This window comes from Lacisediminihabitans sp. H27-G8, assembly GCF_046156175.1.
Classification (GTDB): domain Bacteria; phylum Actinomycetota; class Actinomycetes; order Actinomycetales; family Microbacteriaceae; genus Lacisediminihabitans.
Map to the genome: position 1 here is coordinate 275,045 of NZ_JAYLVL010000001.1, position 21,664 is coordinate 296,708.

17 protein-coding genes are annotated in these 21,664 nt (G+C 66.0%); 7 read left to right on the forward strand and 10 right to left on the reverse strand.

The window, feature by feature from the left end:
* The first annotated feature begins 96 nt into the window (after positions 1-96).
* From VLI63_RS01325 to VLI63_RS01335, 3 genes are all read left to right on the forward strand, one after another.
* The gene (locus VLI63_RS01325; RefSeq protein WP_409155758.1) at positions 97-1,284 is read left to right on the forward strand and encodes an HRDC domain-containing protein; all 1,188 of its coding nucleotides are present in this window, start codon (positions 97-99) and stop codon (positions 1,282-1,284) included.
* 77 nt (positions 1,285-1,361) lie between these two features.
* Entirely contained in the window at positions 1,362-2,567 is a 1,206-nt protein-coding gene (locus VLI63_RS01330; protein WP_409155091.1) for a thiolase family protein, read from the forward strand.
* Entirely contained in the window at positions 2,564-4,702 is a 2,139-nt protein-coding gene (locus VLI63_RS01335) for a 3-hydroxyacyl-CoA dehydrogenase NAD-binding domain-containing protein (RefSeq protein WP_409155092.1), read from the forward strand. The genes VLI63_RS01330 and VLI63_RS01335 overlap by 4 nt, the downstream gene beginning before the upstream one ends.
* 134 nt (positions 4,703-4,836) lie before the next feature.
* On the opposite strand, the gene VLI63_RS01340 is transcribed toward VLI63_RS01335, so the two are convergent.
* The 7 genes from VLI63_RS01340 to dut all read right to left on the reverse strand — a co-directional run bounded on the left by VLI63_RS01340 (position 4,837) and on the right by dut (position 13,041).
* Complete coding sequence (locus VLI63_RS01340; protein ID WP_409155093.1) at positions 4,837-5,814, reverse strand: aldo/keto reductase; 978 nt, start codon at positions 5,812-5,814, stop codon at positions 4,837-4,839.
* Positions 5,811-6,194, reverse strand: coding sequence for a MerR family transcriptional regulator (locus VLI63_RS01345; protein WP_409155094.1), 384 nt, complete (start codon positions 6,192-6,194; stop codon positions 5,811-5,813). The genes VLI63_RS01340 and VLI63_RS01345 overlap by 4 nt, the downstream gene beginning before the upstream one ends.
* A 56-nt stretch (positions 6,195-6,250) precedes the next feature.
* Entirely contained in the window at positions 6,251-8,197 is a 1,947-nt protein-coding gene (gene dxs, locus VLI63_RS01350; RefSeq protein WP_409155095.1) for a 1-deoxy-D-xylulose-5-phosphate synthase, read from the reverse strand.
* A gap of 9 nt (positions 8,198-8,206) precedes the next feature.
* The gene (gene acnA / locus VLI63_RS01355; protein ID WP_409155096.1) at positions 8,207-11,017 is read right to left on the reverse strand and encodes an aconitate hydratase AcnA; all 2,811 of its coding nucleotides are present in this window, start codon (positions 11,015-11,017) and stop codon (positions 8,207-8,209) included.
* Positions 11,018-11,181: 164 nt separating this feature from the next.
* On the reverse strand, positions 11,182-11,889 hold the full coding sequence (locus VLI63_RS01360; protein ID WP_409155097.1) for a DUF3159 domain-containing protein: 708 nt from the start codon (positions 11,887-11,889) through the stop codon (positions 11,182-11,184).
* A gap of 4 nt (positions 11,890-11,893) precedes the next feature.
* Positions 11,894-12,532 carry a DUF3710 domain-containing protein gene (locus tag VLI63_RS01365; RefSeq protein WP_409155759.1) on the reverse strand — a complete coding sequence of 213 codons (639 nt, stop codon included), beginning with the start codon at positions 12,530-12,532 and terminating at the stop codon, positions 11,894-11,896.
* 26 nt (positions 12,533-12,558) lie between these two features.
* Positions 12,559-13,041, reverse strand: a complete 483-nt coding sequence (gene dut / locus VLI63_RS01370; protein ID WP_409155098.1) for a dUTP diphosphatase — start codon at positions 13,039-13,041, stop codon at positions 12,559-12,561.
* A gap of 65 nt (positions 13,042-13,106) precedes the next feature.
* Here dut and VLI63_RS01375 point away from each other — a divergent pair, with 65 nt between their 5' ends.
* Positions 13,107-13,586, forward strand: coding sequence for a DUF3093 domain-containing protein (locus VLI63_RS01375; RefSeq protein WP_409155099.1), 480 nt, complete (start codon positions 13,107-13,109; stop codon positions 13,584-13,586).
* Positions 13,587-13,602: 16 nt separating this feature from the next.
* Here the strand turns inward: VLI63_RS01375 and VLI63_RS01380 are convergent, their stop codons facing one another.
* Complete coding sequence (locus VLI63_RS01380; protein ID WP_147782392.1) at positions 13,603-13,896, reverse strand: DUF4193 domain-containing protein; 294 nt, start codon at positions 13,894-13,896, stop codon at positions 13,603-13,605.
* A 201-nt stretch (positions 13,897-14,097) separates the two neighbouring features.
* Between VLI63_RS01380 and sepH the strand changes: the two genes are divergently transcribed.
* Positions 14,098-15,174 carry a septation protein SepH gene (sepH, locus tag VLI63_RS01385; RefSeq protein ID WP_409155100.1) on the forward strand — a complete coding sequence of 359 codons (1,077 nt, stop codon included), beginning with the start codon at positions 14,098-14,100 and terminating at the stop codon, positions 15,172-15,174.
* Between the two features lie 77 nt (positions 15,175-15,251).
* Here the strand turns inward: sepH and VLI63_RS01390 are convergent, their stop codons facing one another.
* Positions 15,252-16,346, reverse strand: coding sequence for an alkaline phosphatase family protein (locus VLI63_RS01390; RefSeq protein WP_409155101.1), 1,095 nt, complete (start codon positions 16,344-16,346; stop codon positions 15,252-15,254).
* Positions 16,347-16,403: 57 nt separating this feature from the next.
* Between VLI63_RS01390 and VLI63_RS01395 the strand changes: the two genes are divergently transcribed.
* On the forward strand, positions 16,404-18,866 hold the full coding sequence (locus VLI63_RS01395) for a DNA topoisomerase (ATP-hydrolyzing) subunit A (RefSeq protein WP_409155102.1): 2,463 nt from the start codon (positions 16,404-16,406) through the stop codon (positions 18,864-18,866).
* Between the two features lie 124 nt (positions 18,867-18,990).
* Here the strand turns inward: VLI63_RS01395 and VLI63_RS01400 are convergent, their stop codons facing one another.
* Positions 18,991-21,090, reverse strand: a complete 2,100-nt coding sequence (locus tag VLI63_RS01400) for a type IIA DNA topoisomerase subunit B (protein WP_409155103.1) — start codon at positions 21,088-21,090, stop codon at positions 18,991-18,993.
* 223 nt (positions 21,091-21,313) lie between these two features.
* Here VLI63_RS01400 and VLI63_RS01405 point away from each other — a divergent pair, with 223 nt between their 5' ends.
* Positions 21,314-21,550 carry a hypothetical protein gene (locus tag VLI63_RS01405; RefSeq protein WP_409155104.1) on the forward strand — a complete coding sequence of 79 codons (237 nt, stop codon included), beginning with the start codon at positions 21,314-21,316 and terminating at the stop codon, positions 21,548-21,550.
* The last annotated feature ends 114 nt before the right edge of the window (positions 21,551-21,664 follow it).

Consider the following 21,664-nt stretch of genomic DNA (forward strand, 5'->3'; position numbering starts at 1 on the left):
CGTGCCGAAGCGCCAGTGAGCGTGCCCGAAGCCGCGCCTCCCGTCGAATCCGACGCCGGAGCCCGGGTCGAACCGGAACAGGCCCCCCACGTCGAAGTGCACGTCATCGAGTCCCGTGAGGAGTATCTCGAAGCCGTTGCGGCCATTGTGGCTGGCCACGGTCCGATCGCCATCGATGCCGAGCGGGCTTCGGGCTTCCGGTACTCCCAGCGCGCGTACCTCATCCAGATCTTCCGCCGCGGTTCCGGCGTCTTCCTCTTCGATCCGCCGGCCATCGGGTCCTTCGCGGAACTCGACGCGGCCATCCGTGACGAGGAATGGATCCTGCACGCCGCGAGCCAGGACCTCGCGTGCCTGCGCGAGGTGGGGCTCGACCCCACCCGCATCTTCGACACAGAGCTCGGCGCTCGCCTCGCCGGCCTCCCCCGGGTCGGGCTCGGCACTGTCGTCGAAGACCTCCTCGGCATCCACCTGGCCAAAGAGCACTCGGCGGCGGACTGGTCGACACGACCACTGCCCCAGTCCTGGCTGGTCTACGCGGCGCTCGATGTCGAGTTGCTCCCCGACCTCAGGGACGCGATGGCCGCCCTCCTCGAGACCGCCGGCAAATCCGACATCGCCGAGCAGGAATTCGAAGCCGTGCTCGCCCGCGAAGCAAAGGTGGTCACCGGTGACGCGTGGCGGCGCCTCTCCGGACTGCACACGGTGCGCGGGGCCCGAAACCTCGCCGTCGCCCGCGAACTCTGGGAGGCCCGCGACGCCTTCGCCCGCGAGATCGACACCGCCCCCGGACGACTCGTTCCGGATGCTTCGCTCATCGCCGCAGCGAAGGCGATGCCGGAGTCCCGCCACGGACTCGCATCCCTGCGCGAATTCAACGGTCGCGCGAGCCGCTCGGAGCTTCCGCGCTGGTGGGCCGCGATCGAAGCAGGACGCGCCACTGAAGATCTGCCCGCGCTCCGGGTCGCGAGCGAGGCGATACCGCCGCCGCGGGTGTGGAGCGACCGGAACCCCGTAGCCGACAAACGGTTGAAGTCCGCTCGCGCCGCGATCGCCGTGGTCTCGGCCGAGGTCGATATCCCCGTCGAGAATCTGCTGACTCCGGAGCTGCTCCGACGTCTCGCCTGGACTCCTCCCGAGCCACTCGAACTCGAAAGCGTCACGTCAGCCCTGGCCGGCTTGGGCGCGCGCGCCTGGCAGGTTGACGCTATCGCACAGGTGATCCTCGATGCCTTTGTCGATGCCAGCCAAACGATCGAACCGGGCGTCGAGACCGCTTCGTAGGAACAGTCAAACGATTCTCGACGCGATTTTCGCCGGTTTAGGCTTTTTCCCGTTACCTATGAGCGAAAAGAGGCACTGTGGCCGAGAGACATGAAGTCGTGTTCGTCGATGGGGTTCGCACCCCGTTCGGACGCGCCGGCGAAAAGGGAATGTACTGGAACACCCGAGCAGACGACCTGGTCGTCAAGGCCATGGTCGGCCTCCTCGAGCGCAACCCCGATGTGCCCCACGACCGGATCGACGAGGTCGCCATCGCCGCGACCACGCAGCAGGGCGATCAGGGCCTGACCCTCGGCCGCACGGCCGCGCTCCTCGCGGGCCTGCCGAAGTCGGTGCCTGGTTTCGCCATCGACCGCATGTGCGCCGGGGCGATGACCTCGGTCACCACGCTGGCCGGAGGCATCGCGTTCGGAGCCTACGACCTCGCCCTCGCTGGCGGCGTCGAGCACATGGGCCGTCATCCGATGGGCTTCGGAGCGGATCCCAACCCACGCTTCCTCTCGGAGAAGCTCGTGAGCGGAGAGGCCCTCAACATGGGCTCCACCGCCGAGCGCATCCACGACCGTTTTCCCCAGCTCACCAAGGAGCGCTCCGACCGCTTCGCCCTGGCGAGCCAGCAGAAGGCGGCCGCGGCCTACGACAATGGCAAGCTGCAGCCCGACCTGATCCCGGTGTCCGTGCGCTCCGAGTCCGGTTGGGGTCTCGCCACCCGCGACGAGGCGCTGCGTCCGGAGACGACCCTCGAGGGGCTCGCCGGACTGAAGACACCGTTCCGCCCGCACGGGCGCGTCACGGCCGGCAATGCGTCCGGTCTGAACGACGGTGCGACCATCAGCCTTCTGGCGAGCGAGTCCGCCGCGAAGGAACTCGGTCTCACCGCGAAGATGAAGCTCGTGAGCTTCGCCTTCGCCGGCGTCGAGCCGGAGATCATGGGCATCGGACCGGTGCCATCCACCGAGAAGGCCCTGAAGAAGGCCGGACTGTCGATCACCGACATCGGCCTCTTCGAGCTGAACGAGGCGTTCGCTGTGCAGGTGCTGTCGCTGCTCGATCACTTCGGCATCGCCGATGACGACCCCCGTGTCAATCAGTGGGGTGGCGCGATCGCCATGGGTCATCCGCTCGCCTCCTCCGGCGTGCGCCTGATGATCCAGCTCGCCGCGCAGTTCAAGGAGCGCCCGGACGTGCGCTACGGCCTGACCGCGATGTGCGTCGGCCTCGGCCAGGGCGGATCCGTCATCTGGGAGAACCCGTACTTCGACGGAAAGAAGAAGAAGAAATGACCGACGTCGCAACGCAGAGCCGTTTCGCTGAACTCATCGCGGCATCCGACGATGAGGTGGTCACCCACTCCTACGTTCGGGACATCCCGATCTCCGGCGGCCGCACTCTCGCCCTCGTCACTCTCGACAACGGGCGTGACCACACCCGTCCCACCACGCTTGGCCCTGTCACGCTGGTCGAGTTCGCGTCGACTCTCGACACGCTGAAGGAACGCGCGTCCCGCGGGGAGATCGCCGGTGTCGCCGTCACCGGAAAGCCCTTCTTCCTCGCTGCCGGCGCCGACCTCTCCAAGGTGGGCGCGATCACGAGCCGGGCCGTCGGAAAGCAGATGGCCGAGCTCGGCCACTACGCCCTCGGCAAGCTGAACGGCATCGGTGTGCCGAGCTTCGTGTTCATCAACGGGCTCGCGCTCGGCGGTGGCCTCGAGATCGGACTCAACGCGGACTACCGCACCGTCGACCGCAACACTCCGGGTGTGGCTCTTCCCGAGGTCTTCCTCGGCATCATCCCCGGCTGGGGTGGGGCCTGGCTGCTGCCGAACCTCATCGGCATCGAGAACGCGCTCAAGGTGGTCATCGAGAACCCCCTGAAGAACAACCGGATGCTCAAGGGGCAAGAGGTCTTCGACCTCGGTATCGCGGATGCCATCTTCGACTCGGTGTCGTTCCTCGAGCACTCCATAGCGTGGGCCGACGGCGTGATCTCCGGAACCACCACCGTGAAGCGCGCGAACACCCCCGGCAAGATCGAACGCGCCGTGAAGTGGGACATCGCCATCGGGGTCGCCACCAAGATGCTCGAGAACCGCATCGGCCGGGTCGCGAAGTCTCCGTACAAGGCTCTCGAGCTGCTCAAGGCTGCGAAGAACACCGACCGGGCCACCGGTTTCGCCGCGGAGGATGAGGCTCTCGCCGAACTCATCTCCGGCGACCAGTTCAAGGCCAGCATTTACGCATTCAACCTGGTGCAGAAGCGCACCAAGCGTCCGGCGGGAGCGCCAGACAAGGCTCTGGCGAAGCCGGTGACCCAGGTCGGTGTGATCGGCGCTGGCCTCATGGCCAGCCAGTTCGCGCTGCTCTTCGTGCGCCGCCTCAAGGTGCCCGTGGTGATCACCGATCTCGACCAGGCACGGGTCGACAAGGGTGTGGCCTACATCCATGACGAGATCGACGCGCTCCTGGGCAAGAAGCGCATCTCGCCGGATGAGGCGAACCGCCTCAAGGCGCTCGTCACCGGTACCACCGACAAGGCCGACTTCGCCGCCTGCGACTGGGTGATCGAGGCCGTTTTCGAGGAGCTCGGAGTCAAGCAGGCCGTCTTCGCCGATGTGGAGCAGTACATCTCCGAGACCGCCGTGCTCGCCACCAACACCTCCTCACTCTCGGTCGAGCAGATCGGTGCCGACCTGAAGCATCCGGAACGCCTCGTGGGCTTCCACTTCTTCAACCCGGTGGCCGTGATGCCTCTCGTGGAGGTCGTCAAGACCCCGCAGACGGATGATGCGACGCTGTCCACCGCGATGGTGACCGCCGCAAAGCTCTTCAAGAACGCGGTGATCACGACGGACACTCCCGGCTTCGTGGTCAACCGCATTCTCGCGAAGGTGCTCGGCGAGGCGATGCACGCGGTCGACACCGGCACTCCGTTCGAGGTCGTCGAGGAGTCGACCAAACCGTTCGGCCTTCCGATGACCCCATTCGAGTTGCTCGAGCTCGTCGGCCTCAAGGTGGGGGCGCACGTGCTCGACACCCACCACGCGGCGTTCCCCGAGCGGTTCTTCGAGAGCGAGAACCTGCACAAACTCGCCGAACTCGGTCACATCTTCGAACGCGATTCCAAGGGGAAGGTCACCGGAATCGACAAGAAGGCACGCGCCATCGTTGCCGGGGGCACGACGCCGATGACGGCTGAGGAACTCCGCACCCGCCTCGAGGACGGTCTGGCGGACGAGGTACACCGCATGCTCGAGAGCCACGTCGTCGAAGCGGCGGAGGACATCGACCTCTGCCTGATCCTCGGCGCGGGTTATCCGTTCCAGATGGGTGGGGTCACTCCGTACCTCGACCGGGTCGGTGCCTCCGAGCGGGTCTTCAACGACACCTTCCATCACCCGGTGTTGCGCGGAGTCTCGTAGCGCCTGCCCTCTGGTTCGAGGTCCCTGCAGCCGTCGGGTGGGTCCGGCGTGGTGGTAATCACGCCGAGCCTCCCCGACGAACGCAGGGTTCCGGAGCACCGAGTCCCGCCGGGGAGACCCCGTGGGTTCGGTGGCTACCGGTTGAGTGGGCTCATGTCGGCGTAGCGATCCCCCACCGGAGCCGCGACGGCATCGAGCACCGCGAGCTGTGCCGTTGACAGCACGAGAGCATCCGCCGCCACATTCTCCTCCAGGTAGGGGATGCGCTTCGTTCCGGGGATCGGCGCGATGTCGTCCCCCTGCGCGAGAAGCCAGGCGAGCGCGACCTGGCCGGGCTTGGCACCCAGTTCCGCAGCCACGGCATCCGCCTGCTCCACGATGCGGATGTTCGCCTCGAGGTTGTCACCCTGGAATCTCGGATTGGATTTGCGGAAGTCGCTGTCTTCGAGCTGGTCGAGAGAGCGGATGGTGCCGGTGAGGAATCCCCGGCCGAGCGGCGAATACGGCACGAAGCCGATGCCCAGCTCCCGCACAACGGGCAGGATCTCGACCTCCACATCGCGCGACCAGAGCGAGTACTCGGTCTGCAGGGCCGTGACCGGATGGACCGCGTGCGCGCGACGGATCGTGTCTGGCGCCGCCTCGGAGAGTCCGTAGCCGCGGATCTTGCCCTCGGCGATGAGCTGCGCCAGCGCGCCGACGGTCTCCTCGACCGGGGTATCCGGATCCATGCGGTGCTGGTAGTAGAGGTCGATGTAATCGGTTCCCAGCCGGGACAGCGAACCTTCGACCGAGAGTCGAATGTTTTCCGCGCTTCCGTCGAGGCCACGGGTGCCATCCCCGCGGTGCAGGATCGTGCCGAACTTGGTGGCGATCACCACCCTGTCCCGGCGCCCGGCGAAGGCCTCACCGAGAAGGGACTCATTCGTGTATGGGCCGTAGATCTCGGCGGTGTCGAAGAAGGTGACGCCGAGGTCGAGTGCCCGATGAATCGTCGCGATTGCGCCGGCGTCGTCCTGGCCTGCGCCGCTGTAGAACGCCGACATGCCCATGCAGCCGAGTCCGATGCGGGAGACCTCGAGTGCGGTGGGGCCGAGGGTGATGTGTTTCATTCCGTGGGGGTCCTTCCCTGGTAGGTCGCGATCTTGAAGTCGATCGCGGCCAGGCTTTCGGTCATCACGGCGAGTTGCGCCGTGACGGAGATCCGGTGCAGGAGCAACAGCTCGAGCCGGTCGGGAACTGTCGATTCGCCCTCGCGGGCGAGATCGACGTATTGGCGCAGCCGGGCGATCGGTAGACCCGTCGAACGGAGCTTGGTGAGGAATCCCACCCAGCGCACGTCCGCGTCGTTGTATCTCCGGTGCGTGGAAGACGCCCGAACGATCGGCCTGAGCATCAGCCCGGCACGCTCGTAAGAGCGCAGTGCGTGCGCCGACAACCCGGTGAGTTCGGCGACCTGGGAGATCGAGTAGCTGGGAGCCGTCAACGTCATAGACCAAGGCTAGAACTTAGAGTGCACTCTCAGTCAAACCCGCGCCTGCTCGAGGGTCAGGAGCGATCCGAACCGAGCGAGCGTTCTTCGTGAGCGTCGTCGGCGAGCGGACGAGCGACCGGGATCTTGCTGCCGAGAACCTGTTCGACGACATCGCGGGCGATCTGCTGCGGTGTCAGGCCGGCCTCTTCGAGAATCTCGGCCCGCGACCCGTGTTCGAGGAATTCGTCGGGTAGGCCGAGTTCGGTGAGAGCGGTGTCGACGCCGGCGGCCCGCAGCTCCTGGCGGATGCGCGTGCCGATTCCTCCGACTCGGATGCCGTCCTCGATGGTCACGACGAGTCGATGCTCGGCAGCCAAGGAGATCACGCTCTTCGGCACGGGTACCACCCACCGTGGATCGACAACGGTTGCGCCGATCCCCTGGTCGGCCAGTCTCTCGGCGACCGCGAGGCCGATCTCCGCCATCGGGCCCACCGTGACGATCAGCACATCCTTGCGGGACGCTTCACTCAGCACCTCGACACCGTCGGGAAGGCGTCGCGCGGCGGCGATCTCGTTGCCGACGCTGCCCTTGGAGAACCGCACGACCGTGGGAGCATCGGTCACCGCGACGGCCTCGCCGAGTTCCTCCCGCAGTCTGGTGGCGTCCCGCGGCGCACTCAGGCGGATGTGCGGCACGACCTGCAGGATCGCCAGGTCCCAGATGCCATGATGACTCGGCCCGTCCGGTCCGGTGACCCCGGCACGATCGAGCACGAAGGTGACGCCTGCCTTGTGCAGCGCGACATCCATCAGGACCTGGTCGAATGCCCGGTTGATGAACGTCGCATACAACGCCACCACGGGATGCAATCCGCCGAAGGCGAGCCCCGCGGCCGAGGTGACCGCATGCTGCTCGGCGATTCCCACGTCGAAGACGCGTTGTGGATACTTCGCGGCGAAGGGCTGAAGGCCGGTGGGTCGCAACATCGCGGCAGTGATTCCGACGATGGTCGGGTTGCTGTCGGCAAGCACCACGAGCTCCTCGGCGAAGACCGAGGTCCAGGACTGCTTGTCCGAGGCTCCGATCGGCTCGCCGGTCTCCGGGTCGATGTGCCCGACAGCATGGAACTGGTCGGCGGCATCGAGCACGGCGGGCTCGAAACCCTTGCCCTTCTGGGTGATCGCGTGCACGATCACCGGGGCGCCGTAGTTCTTGGCCTGGGTGAGGGCCTCCTCCATGGCATGGAGGTCGTGGCCATGGATCGGTCCGATGTACTTGATGTCGAGGTTGGAGTAGAGCGCCTCGTTGTTGGAGAAGCGGCTCAGGAAGCCGTGGGTGCCGCCACGGATGCCCCGGTACAGGGCCCGTCCGGGGCCACCGAAGAGATCGAAGAAGCGGCGACTGGAGGCATAGAGGCTGCGGTAGGAGCGCCGGGTGCGCACGTCGTTGAGGAAGCGCGCCATCCCCCCGATGGTCGGGGCATAGGAGCGCCCGTTGTCGTTGACGACGATCACGAGGTTGCGGGAATTGTCGTCGCTGATGTTGTTGAGGGCTTCCCAGGTCATGCCGCCGGTCAGTGCGCCGTCGCCGACGATCGCGACGACATGACGATCCTTCTGGCCGGTCATCTGGAAGGCACGGGAGATGCCGTCCGCCCAGCTCAGGGAGCTGGAGGCGTGCGACGACTCCACGATGTCGTGGACGGATTCTGACCGCTGCGGATACCCGGCGAGTCCCCCACGCTCACGCAGGCGGCTGAAATCCTGTCGACCGGTGAGAAGTTTGTGCACATAGGACTGGTGCCCGGTGTCGAACACGATCGCATCGTTCGGCGAGTCGAAGACCCGGTGCACCGCCATGGTCAGTTCGACTACACCGAGGTTGGGGCCGAGATGACCACCGGTCTTCGAGACCTCCTTGACCAGGAACTCCCGGATCTCGGCAGCAAGCGCGACGAGTTGCTCCTGCGAGAGCCGGTCCAGGTCTCGGGGTCCATGGATACTCTGCAGAAGGCTCACGACAGCAGCCTAAACCAGCGATCTCAGAACGAACTGGAGGATGCCGCCGTTGCGGTAATAGTCAGCCTCACCGGGAGTATCGATGCGAACCACCGCGTCGAACTCGACGGTCTGCTTGCCCGGCGCGGAATGCTCGGTCGGTGCAGCGGTCACGTGCACCGTCTTCGGCGTGGTTCCCTCGTTCAGCTCTTCGAGCCCCGAGATGTTGACGATCTCGGTGCCGTCGAGTCCGAGGCTCGCCCAGCTCTCCCCGGCGGGGAATTGCAGGGGAACGACCCCCATGCCGATCAGGTTGGACCGGTGAATGCGCTCGAAGCTCTCCACGATGACCGCCTTGACACCGAGAAGGCTCGTGCCCTTCGCTGCCCAGTCCCGCGACGAGCCGGAGCCGTACTCCTTGCCACCGAAGATCACGAGCGGGGTGCCGGCGGACTGGTAGTTCTGGCTCGCGTCGTAGATGAACGCCTGCGGGGCATCCGCCTGGGTGAAGTCACGGGTGAATCCACCCTCCACGTTGTCCAGGAGCTGGTTGCGCAGGCGGATGTTCGCGAAGGTACCGCGGATCATCACCTCGTGGTTGCCGCGGCGCGAACCGTAGGAGTTGAAGTCCTTCCGGTCGACGCCGAGGTCGGCGAGATACTGTCCCGCCGGGCTGTCGGCCTTGATGTTGCCGGCCGGGCTGATGTGGTCGGTCGTGACCGAGTCACCGAGCTTCGCGAGCACACGGGCACCGGTGATGTCGCTCACCGGAGTGGTCTCGAGCGTCATGCCATCGAAGTACGGGGGCTTGCGAACGTAGGTGGACTCGCTGTCCCATTCGAACACCTCGCTGTCCGGCGTCGGGAGTGAGCGCCAGCGCTCGTCACCGTCGAAGACCTCGCCGTATTCCTTGGTGAACATGGCGGTGTCGATGGACGAGTCGATGGTGGACTGCACCTCCGCGGCATCCGGCCAGATGTCCTTCAGGTATACCTCCGCGCCATCGCTCCCCGTGCCGAGCGAGTCGGTCTCGAAGTCGAAGTTCATGGACCCGGCCAGTGCGTAGGCGATGACCAGCGGCGGGCTCGCGAGATAGTTCATCTTCACGTCGGGGCTGATGCGACCCTCGAAGTTGCGGTTGCCCGAGAGCACAGCGGTGACCGCGAGGTCGTTCTTGTTGATCGCGTCGGTGACCTCTTCGATCAGGGGGCCGGTGTTGCCGATGCAGACCGTGCAGCCGTAGCCGACCGTGTAGAAGCCGAGGGCCTCGAGGTCGTCGGTCAGTCCAGCCTTCGCGTAGTAGTCCGTGACCACCTTGGAACCGGGCGCGAGAGTCGTCTTGACCCACGGCTTGGAGGTGAGTCCCCTGCGCACGGCATTGCGGGCCAGGAGGCCGGCCGCGAGCATGACGGAGGGGTTCGAGGTGTTGGTGCAGGAGGTGATCGCCGCGACGGCCACCGCCCCGTGGTCGAGCGTGTAGGCGAGGCCGGACTTGGTGTGGACGTCCGTCGGGCGGGACACCGACGACGGCGCGTGGCTGACGTGGGTGTGACGGTGCTTGTTGAGGTCGTCTTCCGGCTGGTTGCTCGGCGGGTCCGATGCCGGGAACGACTCGGAGATGCCCAGGTCGACCAGGTCGTGCTCGACATCCGCGTAGCTCGTCAGGTCCTTCGCGAACTGGGCCTTGGCCGAGGAGAGCACGACGCGGTCCTGTGGCCGCTTCGGCCCGGCGATCGAGGGCACGACAGTCGTGAGGTCTAGCTCGAGGTATTCGCTGAAGGTGGGCTCGGAGTCGGCGTCGTGCCAGAGCGTCTGGAGCTTGGCATAGGCCTCGACCAGGGCGACCTGCTCCTCGCTGCGGCCGGTGAGGCGAAGGTAGTCCAGAGTGACGTCATCGATCGGGAACATCGCGGCGGTCGAACCGAATTCGGGGCTCATGTTGCCGATGGTGGCGCGGTTGGCCAGCGGTACGGCGGCGACTCCGGCTCCGTAGAACTCGACGAACTTGCCGACCACGCCGTGCTTGCGCAGCTGCTCGGTGATCGTGAGCACCACATCCGTCGCGGTGACGCCGGTGGGGATGACGCCGGTGAGCTTGAAACCGACCACCTTGGGGATGAGCATGGAGACGGGCTGGCCGAGCATGGCCGCCTCGGCCTCGATCCCGCCGACTCCCCAGCCAAGAACACCGAGCCCGTTGACCATCGTGGTGTGCGAGTCGGTGCCGACGCAGGTGTCGGGGTAGGCCTGCAGAACGCCGTCCACCGTGCGAGTCATGGTGACGCGCGCCAGGTACTCGATGTTGACCTGGTGAACGATTCCGGTGCCCGGGGGCACGACCTTGAAGTCGTCGAAGGCGGTCTGGCCCCAGCGAAGGAACTGATAGCGCTCCCCGTTGCGCTCGTATTCGATCTCGACGTTGCGCTCGAGCGCGTTCTCCGAACCGAACAGGTCGGCGATCACGGAGTGGTCGATCACGAGCTCGGCGGGGGCGAGGGGGTTGATCTTCTTCGGGTCTCCCCCGAGGGCGGAGACAGCCTCGCGCATGGTGGCCAGGTCGACGATGCACGGAACACCGGTGAAGTCCTGCATGATCACGCGGGCCGGGGTGAACTGGATCTCGGTGTCGGGTTCGGCGGTGGGAACCCACGAGCCGAGGGCCTCGATCTGCGACTTGGTCACGTTCGCGCCGTCTTCGGTGCGCAGGAGGTTCTCGAGCAGCACCTTGAGGCTGTACGGCAGCTTCTCGTACCCGGGCACCCGATCGACCCGGAAGATCTCGTAGTCAGTAGAACCGACCGTCAGGGTGTCCTTCGAACCGAAGCTGTTGACCTGCGACATTGCGCGACTCCCTTGCTGAGCTGTACGAGGTGTGATCTCTTGACGAGACATCCGCTGTCATCCTGAACCTCGACCGGCGACCATGCCAGCAAGGTAAGCCTAAGTCTCTCCCGGCTCGGACGACAGCTAAAGTATCTTGACGTCAAGATACTTTAGCATGCCGATCAGTCGCTGCTCGGTCGGGATGAGCTCGCATAGACAGCGCGCACGAGAAGCCACGTCACCCACAGCATCCCCGCATAGAGAGGGATGCCGAGAAGCAGTTTCACGCCGGCGAGCCACTCCGCCTCCTTGGCGAGGTAGAGCGGCACTTCGACGGCAAGCCGGAGGGCGAAGAGACCGGCCCACAGCCACGTCGTGAGGTAGAGCACCCGGCGTTTCGCCTTCTGTTCACGCCACTGGGTGGTCTCGTTGGTGAGGAACCCGACGATGACGCCGATGAGTGGCCACCGCACGAGGATGCTGAGGAGAAGCACGCTCAGACTCGCGATGTTGATGATGATGCCCGGGATGAAGTTCGCCTCGGCGCGACCCGAGATGAGGGCGAGGACGGCCGAGATGGCGATGCCCGCGATGCCAGCGAAGGCCTGGGTGATCGGGGTGCGGGTGACCAGCCTGACCACCACGAAGAGCACGGCAAGCGCCACCGGAACCAACACCGACAGTGCCACGTTCTTCGTCGCGGCATAGAGCACGAGGAATGCGAGTCCGGGCAGGATCGACTCGACGAGGCCCCGGACGCCACCCACCGCTTTCAGCAGCGATCCCGCTGTCGGGACTTCGCCCGGGGCGACCTGGCCGAGACCGGTCTTGCGCATCGCATCCGCGAACGCCTCCCGAAAGCCCGGTTCGGGCGCCTTTTCGTCGGCCACCCGGCTAGACGCCCGGTGTCGACGGCATGTCGTCCGCCGGAGCCGCGGTCTTCGGCATGTGGAGGGGGATGAGGTCGCGCGGCGGCATCGGCGTCTTACCGCGCACCACGACGACACTGCGGAAGAGCTCCTCGATCTTCGAGGCAGCCTCCTGGTCGACCGCGCCGTCACCGGCGATCACGCCTCTCAGGAACCAGCGGGGACCGTCGACCCCGATGAATCGTGCCAACCGGGTGGAATCCGGCTGTCCCGGTGTCGTCGCCGGAATCTCCGCGAGCAACTCCGGACCGAAGGGTCCGACCGAGAGGCGGGTCGTGCCGCCCTGCTTCGCGATCTGCTCGGCGATCTGGTCGCGGATCTCGTGCCAGAGACCCGACGTGCGTGGAGCCGCGAAAGGCTGAACCTGCAGGGTGGAACCGGCGTAGTCCAGGCCGACCGCGACCACCCGCTGGCTGCCCTCCTCCACCTCGAGGCGCAACTGCAGGCCCTCGCGCGGGAGGATCTTCACTCCCCCGAGATCGACGTAGGGGCGAACCGGGTTCGCCTCTGATTCGTCGAGCGGTCCCTCGGTCTCCCGATCGGCAGGGGCGGACTTCAGCTGCTCGTCCGGAGCACTCGCCTCGGTGACGTCGCTCGGCTGGATCTCGCCGGAGGGCGGATTGGTGTCGCTCACAGGAGCTCTCCTTGTTGGTCGTGATGGGGTGAATCGCTGTCAGACGTCGCATAGCCGGTCGATCCGAACCCGGATTCGCCGCGGTGGCTGCCCGGGAGGGTTGAGACGGGGATGAATCGCGCCCGGCTCACCGGCATGATCACCAGCTGGGCGATCCGGTCGCCGACCGCGACAGAGTACGGCACCGAGCTGTCGGTATTCAGAAGGGTGACGCTGATCTCCCCGCGGTAGCCGGCATCCACCGTGCCCGGGCTGTTGACGATCGTTATCCCGTGCCGCGACGCGAGCCCGCTGCGGGGCACCACGAAGGCGACGTAGCCGTCGGGTAGCGCAATCGAAACGCCGGTTGCGACTGTCGCGCGCTGGCCTGGATCGAGCTGCACGGCTTCCGCTGCCGTGAGGTCGGCGCCGGCGTCACCAGGATGCGAGTAGCTGGGCACCCGGTCGGCGACGATCAGTACTTCAACGCTTTGAGCCACGTCACGAGGGTAGTGCAGAACGCCCACGGGGTTGGAGCACGGCAAAGTCTGATCGAATAGGGGCTATGACGCAGAACCCGCCAGGCGGACCCTCAACCCTCACGAAGCTCTATAGCGAGCGCATCTGGCCATCGGCCTGGGTATTCGTATCGACGGCTCTGGTCATTCCTGCCAGCCTGCTCGTGTTTCTGCCGATCAACCTCTTCGCCGGGGTGATCGTGGCCATCGTGCTGTACGCCACCGTGGTTCTCGTGCTGGTGGCGACATCCCCCCTCATCGAGGTCTTGCCCGGCGAACTCGTGGCCGGTCGCGCGCGGGTGCCGGTGCACCTCATCGCGGGGGTAACGGCATTCCGGGGCGAGGAAGCGACTCTGCAGCGCGGTCGGTTGCTCGACGCGCGGGCGTGGCTCCTCATCCGCGGCTGGGTCGCCCCGGTCGTGAAGATCGACCTCGCCGATGCGAGCGACCCGACCCCATATTGGATCGTGTCCACTCGCACCCCCGATGCCCTGGTCGCCGCGATCGACACGGCCCGCGCCGTCTAGCTCGGCGCGGACAGGATCAGGCCGCGCACTCCTGGCAGATCGGACCGAGCTTCTCTTCGTGGTCGAGCTGCGAGCGGTGCTTCACGAGGAAGCAGTTGACGCAGGTGAATTCGTCGGCCTGCGGAGGCAGCACAACGACATCGAGGTCGAGGTCTGAGAGGTCTGCACCGGGCAGCTCGAAACCCCCGGGATTGTCGGCGTCATCGACGTCGACCACACCGGACATCTTGTCCGGGACGCGCTCTTTGAGAGCCTCGATCGACTCGGAGTCGTCGTCGGTCTTTCGAGGTGCGTCGTAGTCGGTTGCCATGCCCATCCAGTTCTTGAAAATATCGATTGGTCTCAATCGGCGGCCATAGTTTGCATCATTAGTTTGCGAATAGCAAACCACTGCCAAATGACCGTGAATCCGACTTCTGTGCAACTTGCGGCACGCCCGGGATATTCCCGGGATTTGGGGATGGGGCGTGCGACTCTAGAGGCGAAGAAGTGACCGCGAGAGGCGTTCAGCATGCAAGACCTGAGAGTCATCGGAGTGGAGAACGGCGCACTCCTCGTCGCATCCGACGAAGGTACCAAGTACCGCATCGCCATAGACGAAGTACTGCAGTCCAGACTGCGCCAGGCGATCCCCGACCCGGGATCGGGGCGCAAGCTCGCGCCGCGGGAGATCCAGGCCCACATCCGGTCCGGGATGTCGGCGCAGGACGTGGCGGCCATCACCGGCGTCCCGCTCGACTACATCCAGAAATTCGAGGGACCTGTGCTCGCCGAGCGCGAGTTCGTTGTGAACTCGGCACTCGGCGTGCCCGTGCACACCGCGATGGAGACAGATCCGCTCGGTGGCGGCTCGACCTTCGGCACGGTCATCCGCGAACGGCTCTACGACCTCGGCGCTATCGACGAGCGGTGGGCGAGCTGGAAAGAGGTCGGCGGGGGTTGGGTCGTGAAACTCGCCTTCAGCGCGGAGCAGATCGAGCGGGATGCCCGCTGGCGTTTCGATCCGAAGAAGGCCGCGCTCTCCCCGCTCAACAACGAAGCCATCACGCTCTCCCAGCAGGGGGATGCCTCCGGTGCTCTGGTTCCCCGCCTGCGTGCCGTCGGGGACGAAGAGCGCCAGCCCGATCAGTCCCGTTTCGACAGCGGTGCGTTCACCAGTGAAGAGCTCTCTCAGCAGGAGCCCGGGCGCTCGCGCCTCGAGGCAGTGCCCTACGGACGCCTTGACGATGCGCCGGCCGCCGTATCGGATGCCGCGATCAACCGTGCCCCGGTCGCCGACGAGTCCGAATCGAACCAGACGGCCGACCTCCTCGAGGCCCTGCGCCGCCGCCGTGGCGAACGCGAGTCCGCGGGATTCGGCGATGAGGCGATCGCTGCGGACTCGAAGTCCGCTCATCCCTCGACCGGCACGATCCGTCTCGTGGACATACCCCTTGATGTCTTCGGCGACGAGAACGACGACCGGCCGGGCAACACGGCCCCCCAGCCGAATGTCTTCCAGCCCCGCGCGTCGTCACGCAAGGGAAGGGCTTCCATGCCCAGCTGGGATGAGATCGTCTTCGGGGCGCGCTCGGACGACGACCTGTAACCGTCCTGCAACTCGGTGCCGCGCGAACCCCGGGTCTCGATACGCTCGCCGGCGCTCACCACTCGACCACCGGATGGTCAGCGCGCGAATGCCCCGAAGCGCAGGAGCGGAACGGAGAGCTCGTCAGCCGACCACGACCCGTGCTGTCCCACCATGTTCCGGCCCGTGTTGCCGGTGACCCTCGAGTCGTAATAGGCGATGCCCTTGCGAGCGGCCACGATGATGTCGCCGATGCGCGGTGCCACCTCGGCATCGACCGCGGCGCCGAACCACCCCGAATCGATCGCCTCGGAGCGAGAGACGATCCACGATCGGGGACCCTCGATCTCACGCCAGGCAGCCAGCACCGACGCCCGGAGTGCTTCTGAAGCATCGGGCTCGAAATGGAGTTGCAGCGCCCGCGGCTCCCCCGCGACGAACCGGACGCCGTCGATCAGGCGCGATTCCGAATCGAACAGTACCTGCGAGCTCGCCGGCACGTCGAGCACACCGTGATCTGCGGTCAGGAGCATTCCCTCCCCCGCCCGGAGCGTCGGCGCGAACGCGCGCACCTCGCTGTCGAGCTCCTCGAGGGCCGTCGTCCACTGCGCGGACTGCCAGCCCCAAGCATGACCGGCCTGGTCCAGCTCGGGCACGTACAGGTAGATCAGTCCCCGATCGATCTCGTCGAGAGTACGCCGAGCCTCCTCGAAACGGTCCGACATCGTCGCGCCGCTTCGGTACTCGGCACCGCGCAGCACCGCCCGCGTGAAGCCGGACGATCGATAGCGCTCTGTGCCGATCGCGAAGCTGGGGATGCCGGCATCCCGCGCCTTCTCGAAGAGGGTCGGCACCCGCTGCCAGGTGGCCGGATCCAGCCGGGCATCCCATCCGCTGAGCTGGTTGACGACGCGGTCGTTCGCCGCGTCGAGCACGCTGTAACCGACGAGCCCGTGGACACCCGCCGCTTCGCCGGTGGTGAGGGTTGCCAACGCCGAAGCGGTGGTCGACGGGAACCGCGCGCCGATGATGGACCCGGCAGTGAGCAACGGCGCCAGGGTTCGCGCATGCCCGTGCCGTGCAGTGAGCGCGGATGCTCCGAGCCCGTCGACGAGCAGCACGATCGCCTTCTCCACCGGTGGCAACGTCAAGCGATTCGCCTCATGGGTGATGGCCTGAAGAGAACTTGGCACGACATCGGCAAGGCTAAACCGGTGCGTTTTGGTGGCCGGTAGCATGGGGGCAATCCTATGACTACTCCCGAAATCCCTCCTGCGCAGCCCAGCGGGGAACGCATCGACACCGTCGACGTCTCCACCGAGATGGAGGGGTCGTTCCTCGAGTACGCCTACTCCGTGATCTACTCTCGAGCCCTCCCCGACGCCCGCGACGGGCTCAAGCCGGTTCAGCGCCGAATCCTGTACCAGATGACCGAGATGGGCCTGCGCCCCGACCGCGGTCACGTCAAGTCCGCTCGCGTCACCGGTGAGGTGATGGGCAAGCTGCATCCGCATGGCGACGCGTCGATCTACGATGCGATGGTGCGGCTCGCCCAGAGCTTCATCCTGCGTGTGCCCCTCATCGACGGCCACGGCAACTTCGGCACGCTCGATGACGGCCCGGCGGCCCCCCGCTACACCGAAGCCCGCCTCACCGCCGCCGCGATGGCCATGACGGAGGACCTCGACGAAGACGTCGTGGACTTCGTGCCGAACTACGACAACCAACTGACCCAGCCGGAGGTGCTGCCGTCGGCGTTCCCCAACCTGCTAGTGAACGGGGCCTCCGGCATCGCCGTGGGGATGGCCACGAACATGGCGCCTCACAACCTCATCGAGGTCATCGGCGCGGCCCGTCATCTGATCGCGCATCCGGATGCCTCCCTCGACGACCTGATGTCGTTCGTGCCCGGCCCCGATCTGCCCACCGGCGGAACCATCATCGGGCTCGCCGGCATCCGGGACGCCTACGAGACCGGACGGGGCAGTTTCCGCACCCGCGCACGCGTCGCGGTCGAGAACATCACCGCGCGAAAAGCCGGCCTCATCATCACCGAACTTCCGTACATGGTCGGTGCCGAGAAGGTGATCGAGAAGATCAAGGACGGCGTCAACTCCAAAAAGCTCAACGGCATCTCGGATGTCACCGACCTCACCGACCGCAAGCACGGCCTGCGGCTCGTGGTCGGCATCAAGACCGGCTTCAGCCCCGACGCGGTGCTCGAACAGCTCTTCCGTTTCACGCCGCTCGAAGACTCGTTCAATATCAACAACGTCGCTCTCGTCGACGGTGGCCCGAAGACCCTCGGCCTTCGTGAGCTGTTGCAGGTCTACATCGACCACCGCATCTCGGTGGTCACGCGCCGCAGCCAGTATCGACTCGCGCGCAAGAGGGAACGCCTGCATCTCGTCGAGGGCCTGCTCGTCGCGATTCTCGACATCGACGAGGTGATCCAGGTGATCCGGGCGAGCGATGACACGGAACAGGCCCGCGTGCGCCTGATGGACGTCTTCGACCTCAGCCAGATCCAGGCCGAATACATCCTCGAACTGCGGCTTCGCCGCCTCACCAAGTTCTCCCGCATCGAACTCGAAGCGGAGCGCGACCAGCTGCTCGCCGAAATCGCTGCGCTCGAGCAACTGCTCACCGGTCCGCAGCGGGTGCGTCAGCTGGTCTCCGACGAGCTCGAGGAGGTGGCGGAGCGCTTCGGCACCCCCCGCCGCACCCTGCTCACCGAGGCGCGACCCCCGGTGGGCACGACCGTCGCCGCCCGGGCCGCCGCGGCCGTGCTCGAGATCGCCGACACGCCCTGCCGGGTGTTCCTGTCGACGACCGGTCGGGCCATCCGGGTCGATCTGCGGGATGTCGCCTCCGAGCTGCCGGAGCGTGCAGCCCGACGGACCAAGCACGATGCGATCCTGTCGTCCATCGTCACGACCAGCCGATCGGAGATCGGTGCGGTCACCTCGCTCGGACGGCTCATCCGTCTCACGCCCGTCGACCTTCCCGTCGTTCCCGAGAACTCCATCCAGCTCGCCGCCGGGGTGCGAATCTCCGACTACCTCGCGATCGATGCGAAGAAGGAGCGTGTCCTCGCGCTGGTGTCGCTCACGTCTTCCGACGCGATCGCCATCGGCACCCGGCAGGGCGTAGTGAAGCGGCTCACACCCGGAGACTGGGCGAACCGACCAGAGTTCGAGATCATCTCCCTCAAGCCGGGAGATTCGGTCGTGGGAGCGCGGCAGTCTGCCGACACCGACGAATTGCTCTTTGTGACCTCCGAAGCCCAGCTGCTGCATTTCCCTGCCGCGAGCGTGCGGCCACAGGGCCGTTCCGCCGGCGGAATGGCGGGCATCAACCTCGGCGCAAAGGCCTCGGTCATCTTCTTCGGAGCCGTCGACCCCGGGTCAGACGTCGTCGTCACCACAGTTTCGAGCAGTAGCGCCACGATCGCCGGCATGGAGGCGGGACGCGCGAAGGTCTCCGCCCTGTCCGAATTCCCCGGCAAAGGCCGCGCGACCGGCGGTGTGCGCGCGCATTCGTTCCTCAAGGGCGAAGACCAGCTCGCAGTGGCCTGGGCCGGTATCGCTCCCCCGCTCGCCGTCGGTGCGGATGGCGCGGTGCGCTCTTTGCCCGAGGGGGGAGCCAAGCGCGACGCATCCGGAACCCTGCTCGACGGCCTCGTCGGCTCGATCGGCAGCCCGATCCGCTGAGATCGGCCCCCTCAGCTCGAGCAAGGTCGAGCGTGAGATGCCCGGCGGCCTGCCTCCGCGCCCCCGGGTGACACGCGCCCGAAGGTGCGGGCGCGGGCGTCACTCGCGCTCGCGGGCGCTCGCCTCAGACGTCGATGCGTTCGCGGGACAGTCCGTCGGAACCGGCGATGATGAAGTCCTTGCGCGGGGCCACATCGTTTCCCATGAGCAGCTCGAACACGCGCTCGGCATTCACTGCGTCGGTGATCTGCACTCGCCGCAGGGTGCGGTGGTGCCGGTCCATCGTGGTGGTCGCCAACTGGTCGGCATCCATTTCACCGAGCCCCTTATAGCGCTGGATGGGATCCTGGTAGCGCTTGTTGGTCTTCTTGAGCCCCGCGAGCACGCCATTGAGTTCCTGCTCCGAGTAGGTGTAGATCGTCTCGTTCGGCTTCGTGCCGGGATTCATCACGATCACCCGGTGCAGCGGGGGGACCGCCGCATACACCCGCCCGTCCCTGATCATGTCGGGCATGTAGCGGAAGAACAACGTGAGAAGCAGGGTGCGGATGTGAGCACCGTCGACATCAGCATCGCTCATGATGATCACCTTGCCGTACCGCGCGGTCGCGAGGTCGAAGCTTCGGCCGGAACCGGCACCGATCACCTGGATGATCGAGGCGCATTCGGCGTTCCCCAGCATGTCGGACACCGATGCCTTCTGCACGTTGAGGATCTTGCCGCGGATGGGCAGGAGCGCCTGATACTCGCTGTCACGGGCGAGCTTGGCCGTCCCGAGTGCCGAGTCGCCCTCGACGATGAACAGCTCGCTGTTGGCGACATCCGAGCTCCGGCAGTCCACGAGCTTGGCCGGAAGGGACGAGTTCTCGAGCGCGTTCTTGCGGCGCTGAGTCTCCTTGTGCGCCCGCGCCGAGATGCGGGACTTCATCTCCGCGACGATCTTGTCGAGCACCAGAGCCGACTGGGTCTTGTCGTCGCGCTTGGGTGAACCGAATCTCTCGGCCATGGTCTTGGCCACCACGGCAGCCACGATGTTGCGCACGGCCGGAGTTCCGAGGATCTCCTTGGTCTGCCCTTCGAACTGCGGCTCCGGAAGCCGCACCGTCAAGACCGCCGTGAGCCCCGCGAGGATGTCGTCCTTCTCGATCTTCTCCGTGCTGTTCGCGCCCGTGCCGACCTTGAGCCGGCGCGCATTCTGCTCGACCTGTGAGCGCAGGAACTTGAGCATCCCGGCCTCGAAGCCGGCCTGGTGGGTGCCGCCCTTCGGCGTCGCGATGATGTTCACGTAGCTGCGGAAGACCGTTTCGTAACCCGTGCCCCAGCGCAGCGCGATATCGACTTCGCACTCGCGCTCGAGTTCGGTAGCGACCATGTGCCCCTTGTCGTCGAGCACGGGAACGGTCTCGCTGAAGGTGCCGGTGCCCGACATCCGCCATGTCTCCGTGAGGGCGGTGTCGGGAGCGAGGAAGTCGACGTACTCGCCGATCCCGCCGTCGAAGCGGAAGAGTTCGGTGCTCGGCTCTTCGCCGCGCTCGTCGGTGATGGAAATGCCGAGTCCGCGCACGAGAAACGCAGTCTGTCGGGCGCGGGTCGAGAGCTCGTCGGTCTGGAAGGTTGTGCCCCGGCTGAAGATCTGCGGATCCGCCCAGTACCGGATCCGAGTTCCGGTCACGCCGCGCGCGACCTTGCCCACGACTCTCAGCTCGCTCTTGTTCTCGAACGGGGTGAACACCGCATCGGCCCGCGGGCCGTCCGCAGAGTCCGCGAAGGTCCCCGGCTCCCCCCGGTGGAAAGACATCGCCCAGGTCTTGCCGTCGCGGTCGACTTCGACGTCGAGTCGCTCCGACAGCGCATTGACGACGGATGCCCCCACGCCGTGCAGTCCCCCGGAAGCTGCATACGATCCACTGCCGAATTTGCCGCCGGCGTGGAGCTTCGTGAATACGACCTCGACGCCGGAGAGTCCGGTCTTCGGCTCGATATCGACCGGGATGCCACGCGCGCGGTCCCGAACCTCGACGCTGTTGTCTGAGTGGAGCACAACGCTGATCTCGTCGCCGTTGCCACCGAGCGCTTCGTCGACGGAATTGTCGATGATCTCCCACAGGCAGTGCATGAGCCCACGGGAATCTGTGGATCCGATGTACATTCCTGGGCGCTTCCGCACGGCCTCGAGGCCCTCGAGCACCGAGAGGTGCCGCGCAGAATAGTCCGAACTCGCCACGTAAATCTCCTTCGCGGCGCCGCCGGCATCGCCTGAACGGGAATGGATGCTGGCCGGGCCGGGTTAAACACTAATGACCAACGTCACCGTCCCCGACGTGCGACACCCCCAGCACTGGGTGGTACGCGTTCAGCGAAATACACGGGTTTTGTCGTCACGATGTAACACGCCCGTGTTTGGATAGGGACAACGAATTATTGATAGGAAACCGGAGGAGCAACTCATGACTCAGATTGCACCCACCACGACCGCAGTGAACGAACTCGACTCGAGCCACCAGCTCACTGCCTCGGACCGCTGCGACAGCTGCGGCGCACAGGCGTACATCCGTGTCGCCATCGGTTCCAGCGAACTGCTGTTCTGCGCCCACCACGGCAAGAAGTACCAGGAGAAGCTCGCGACAGTCGCCAGTGACTGGCACGACGAGTCAGACCGACTGCTCCAAGACAACCGCGCCTAAGCGACAACCGCTCCCCCTCTGATTTCAGACAGCGCCCTCGGCTCCGGCCGGGGGCGCTGTGCTGTCTGCGCGGTGCTGTCTGCACGGTGCTGTCTGCACGGTGCTGTCTGCGCT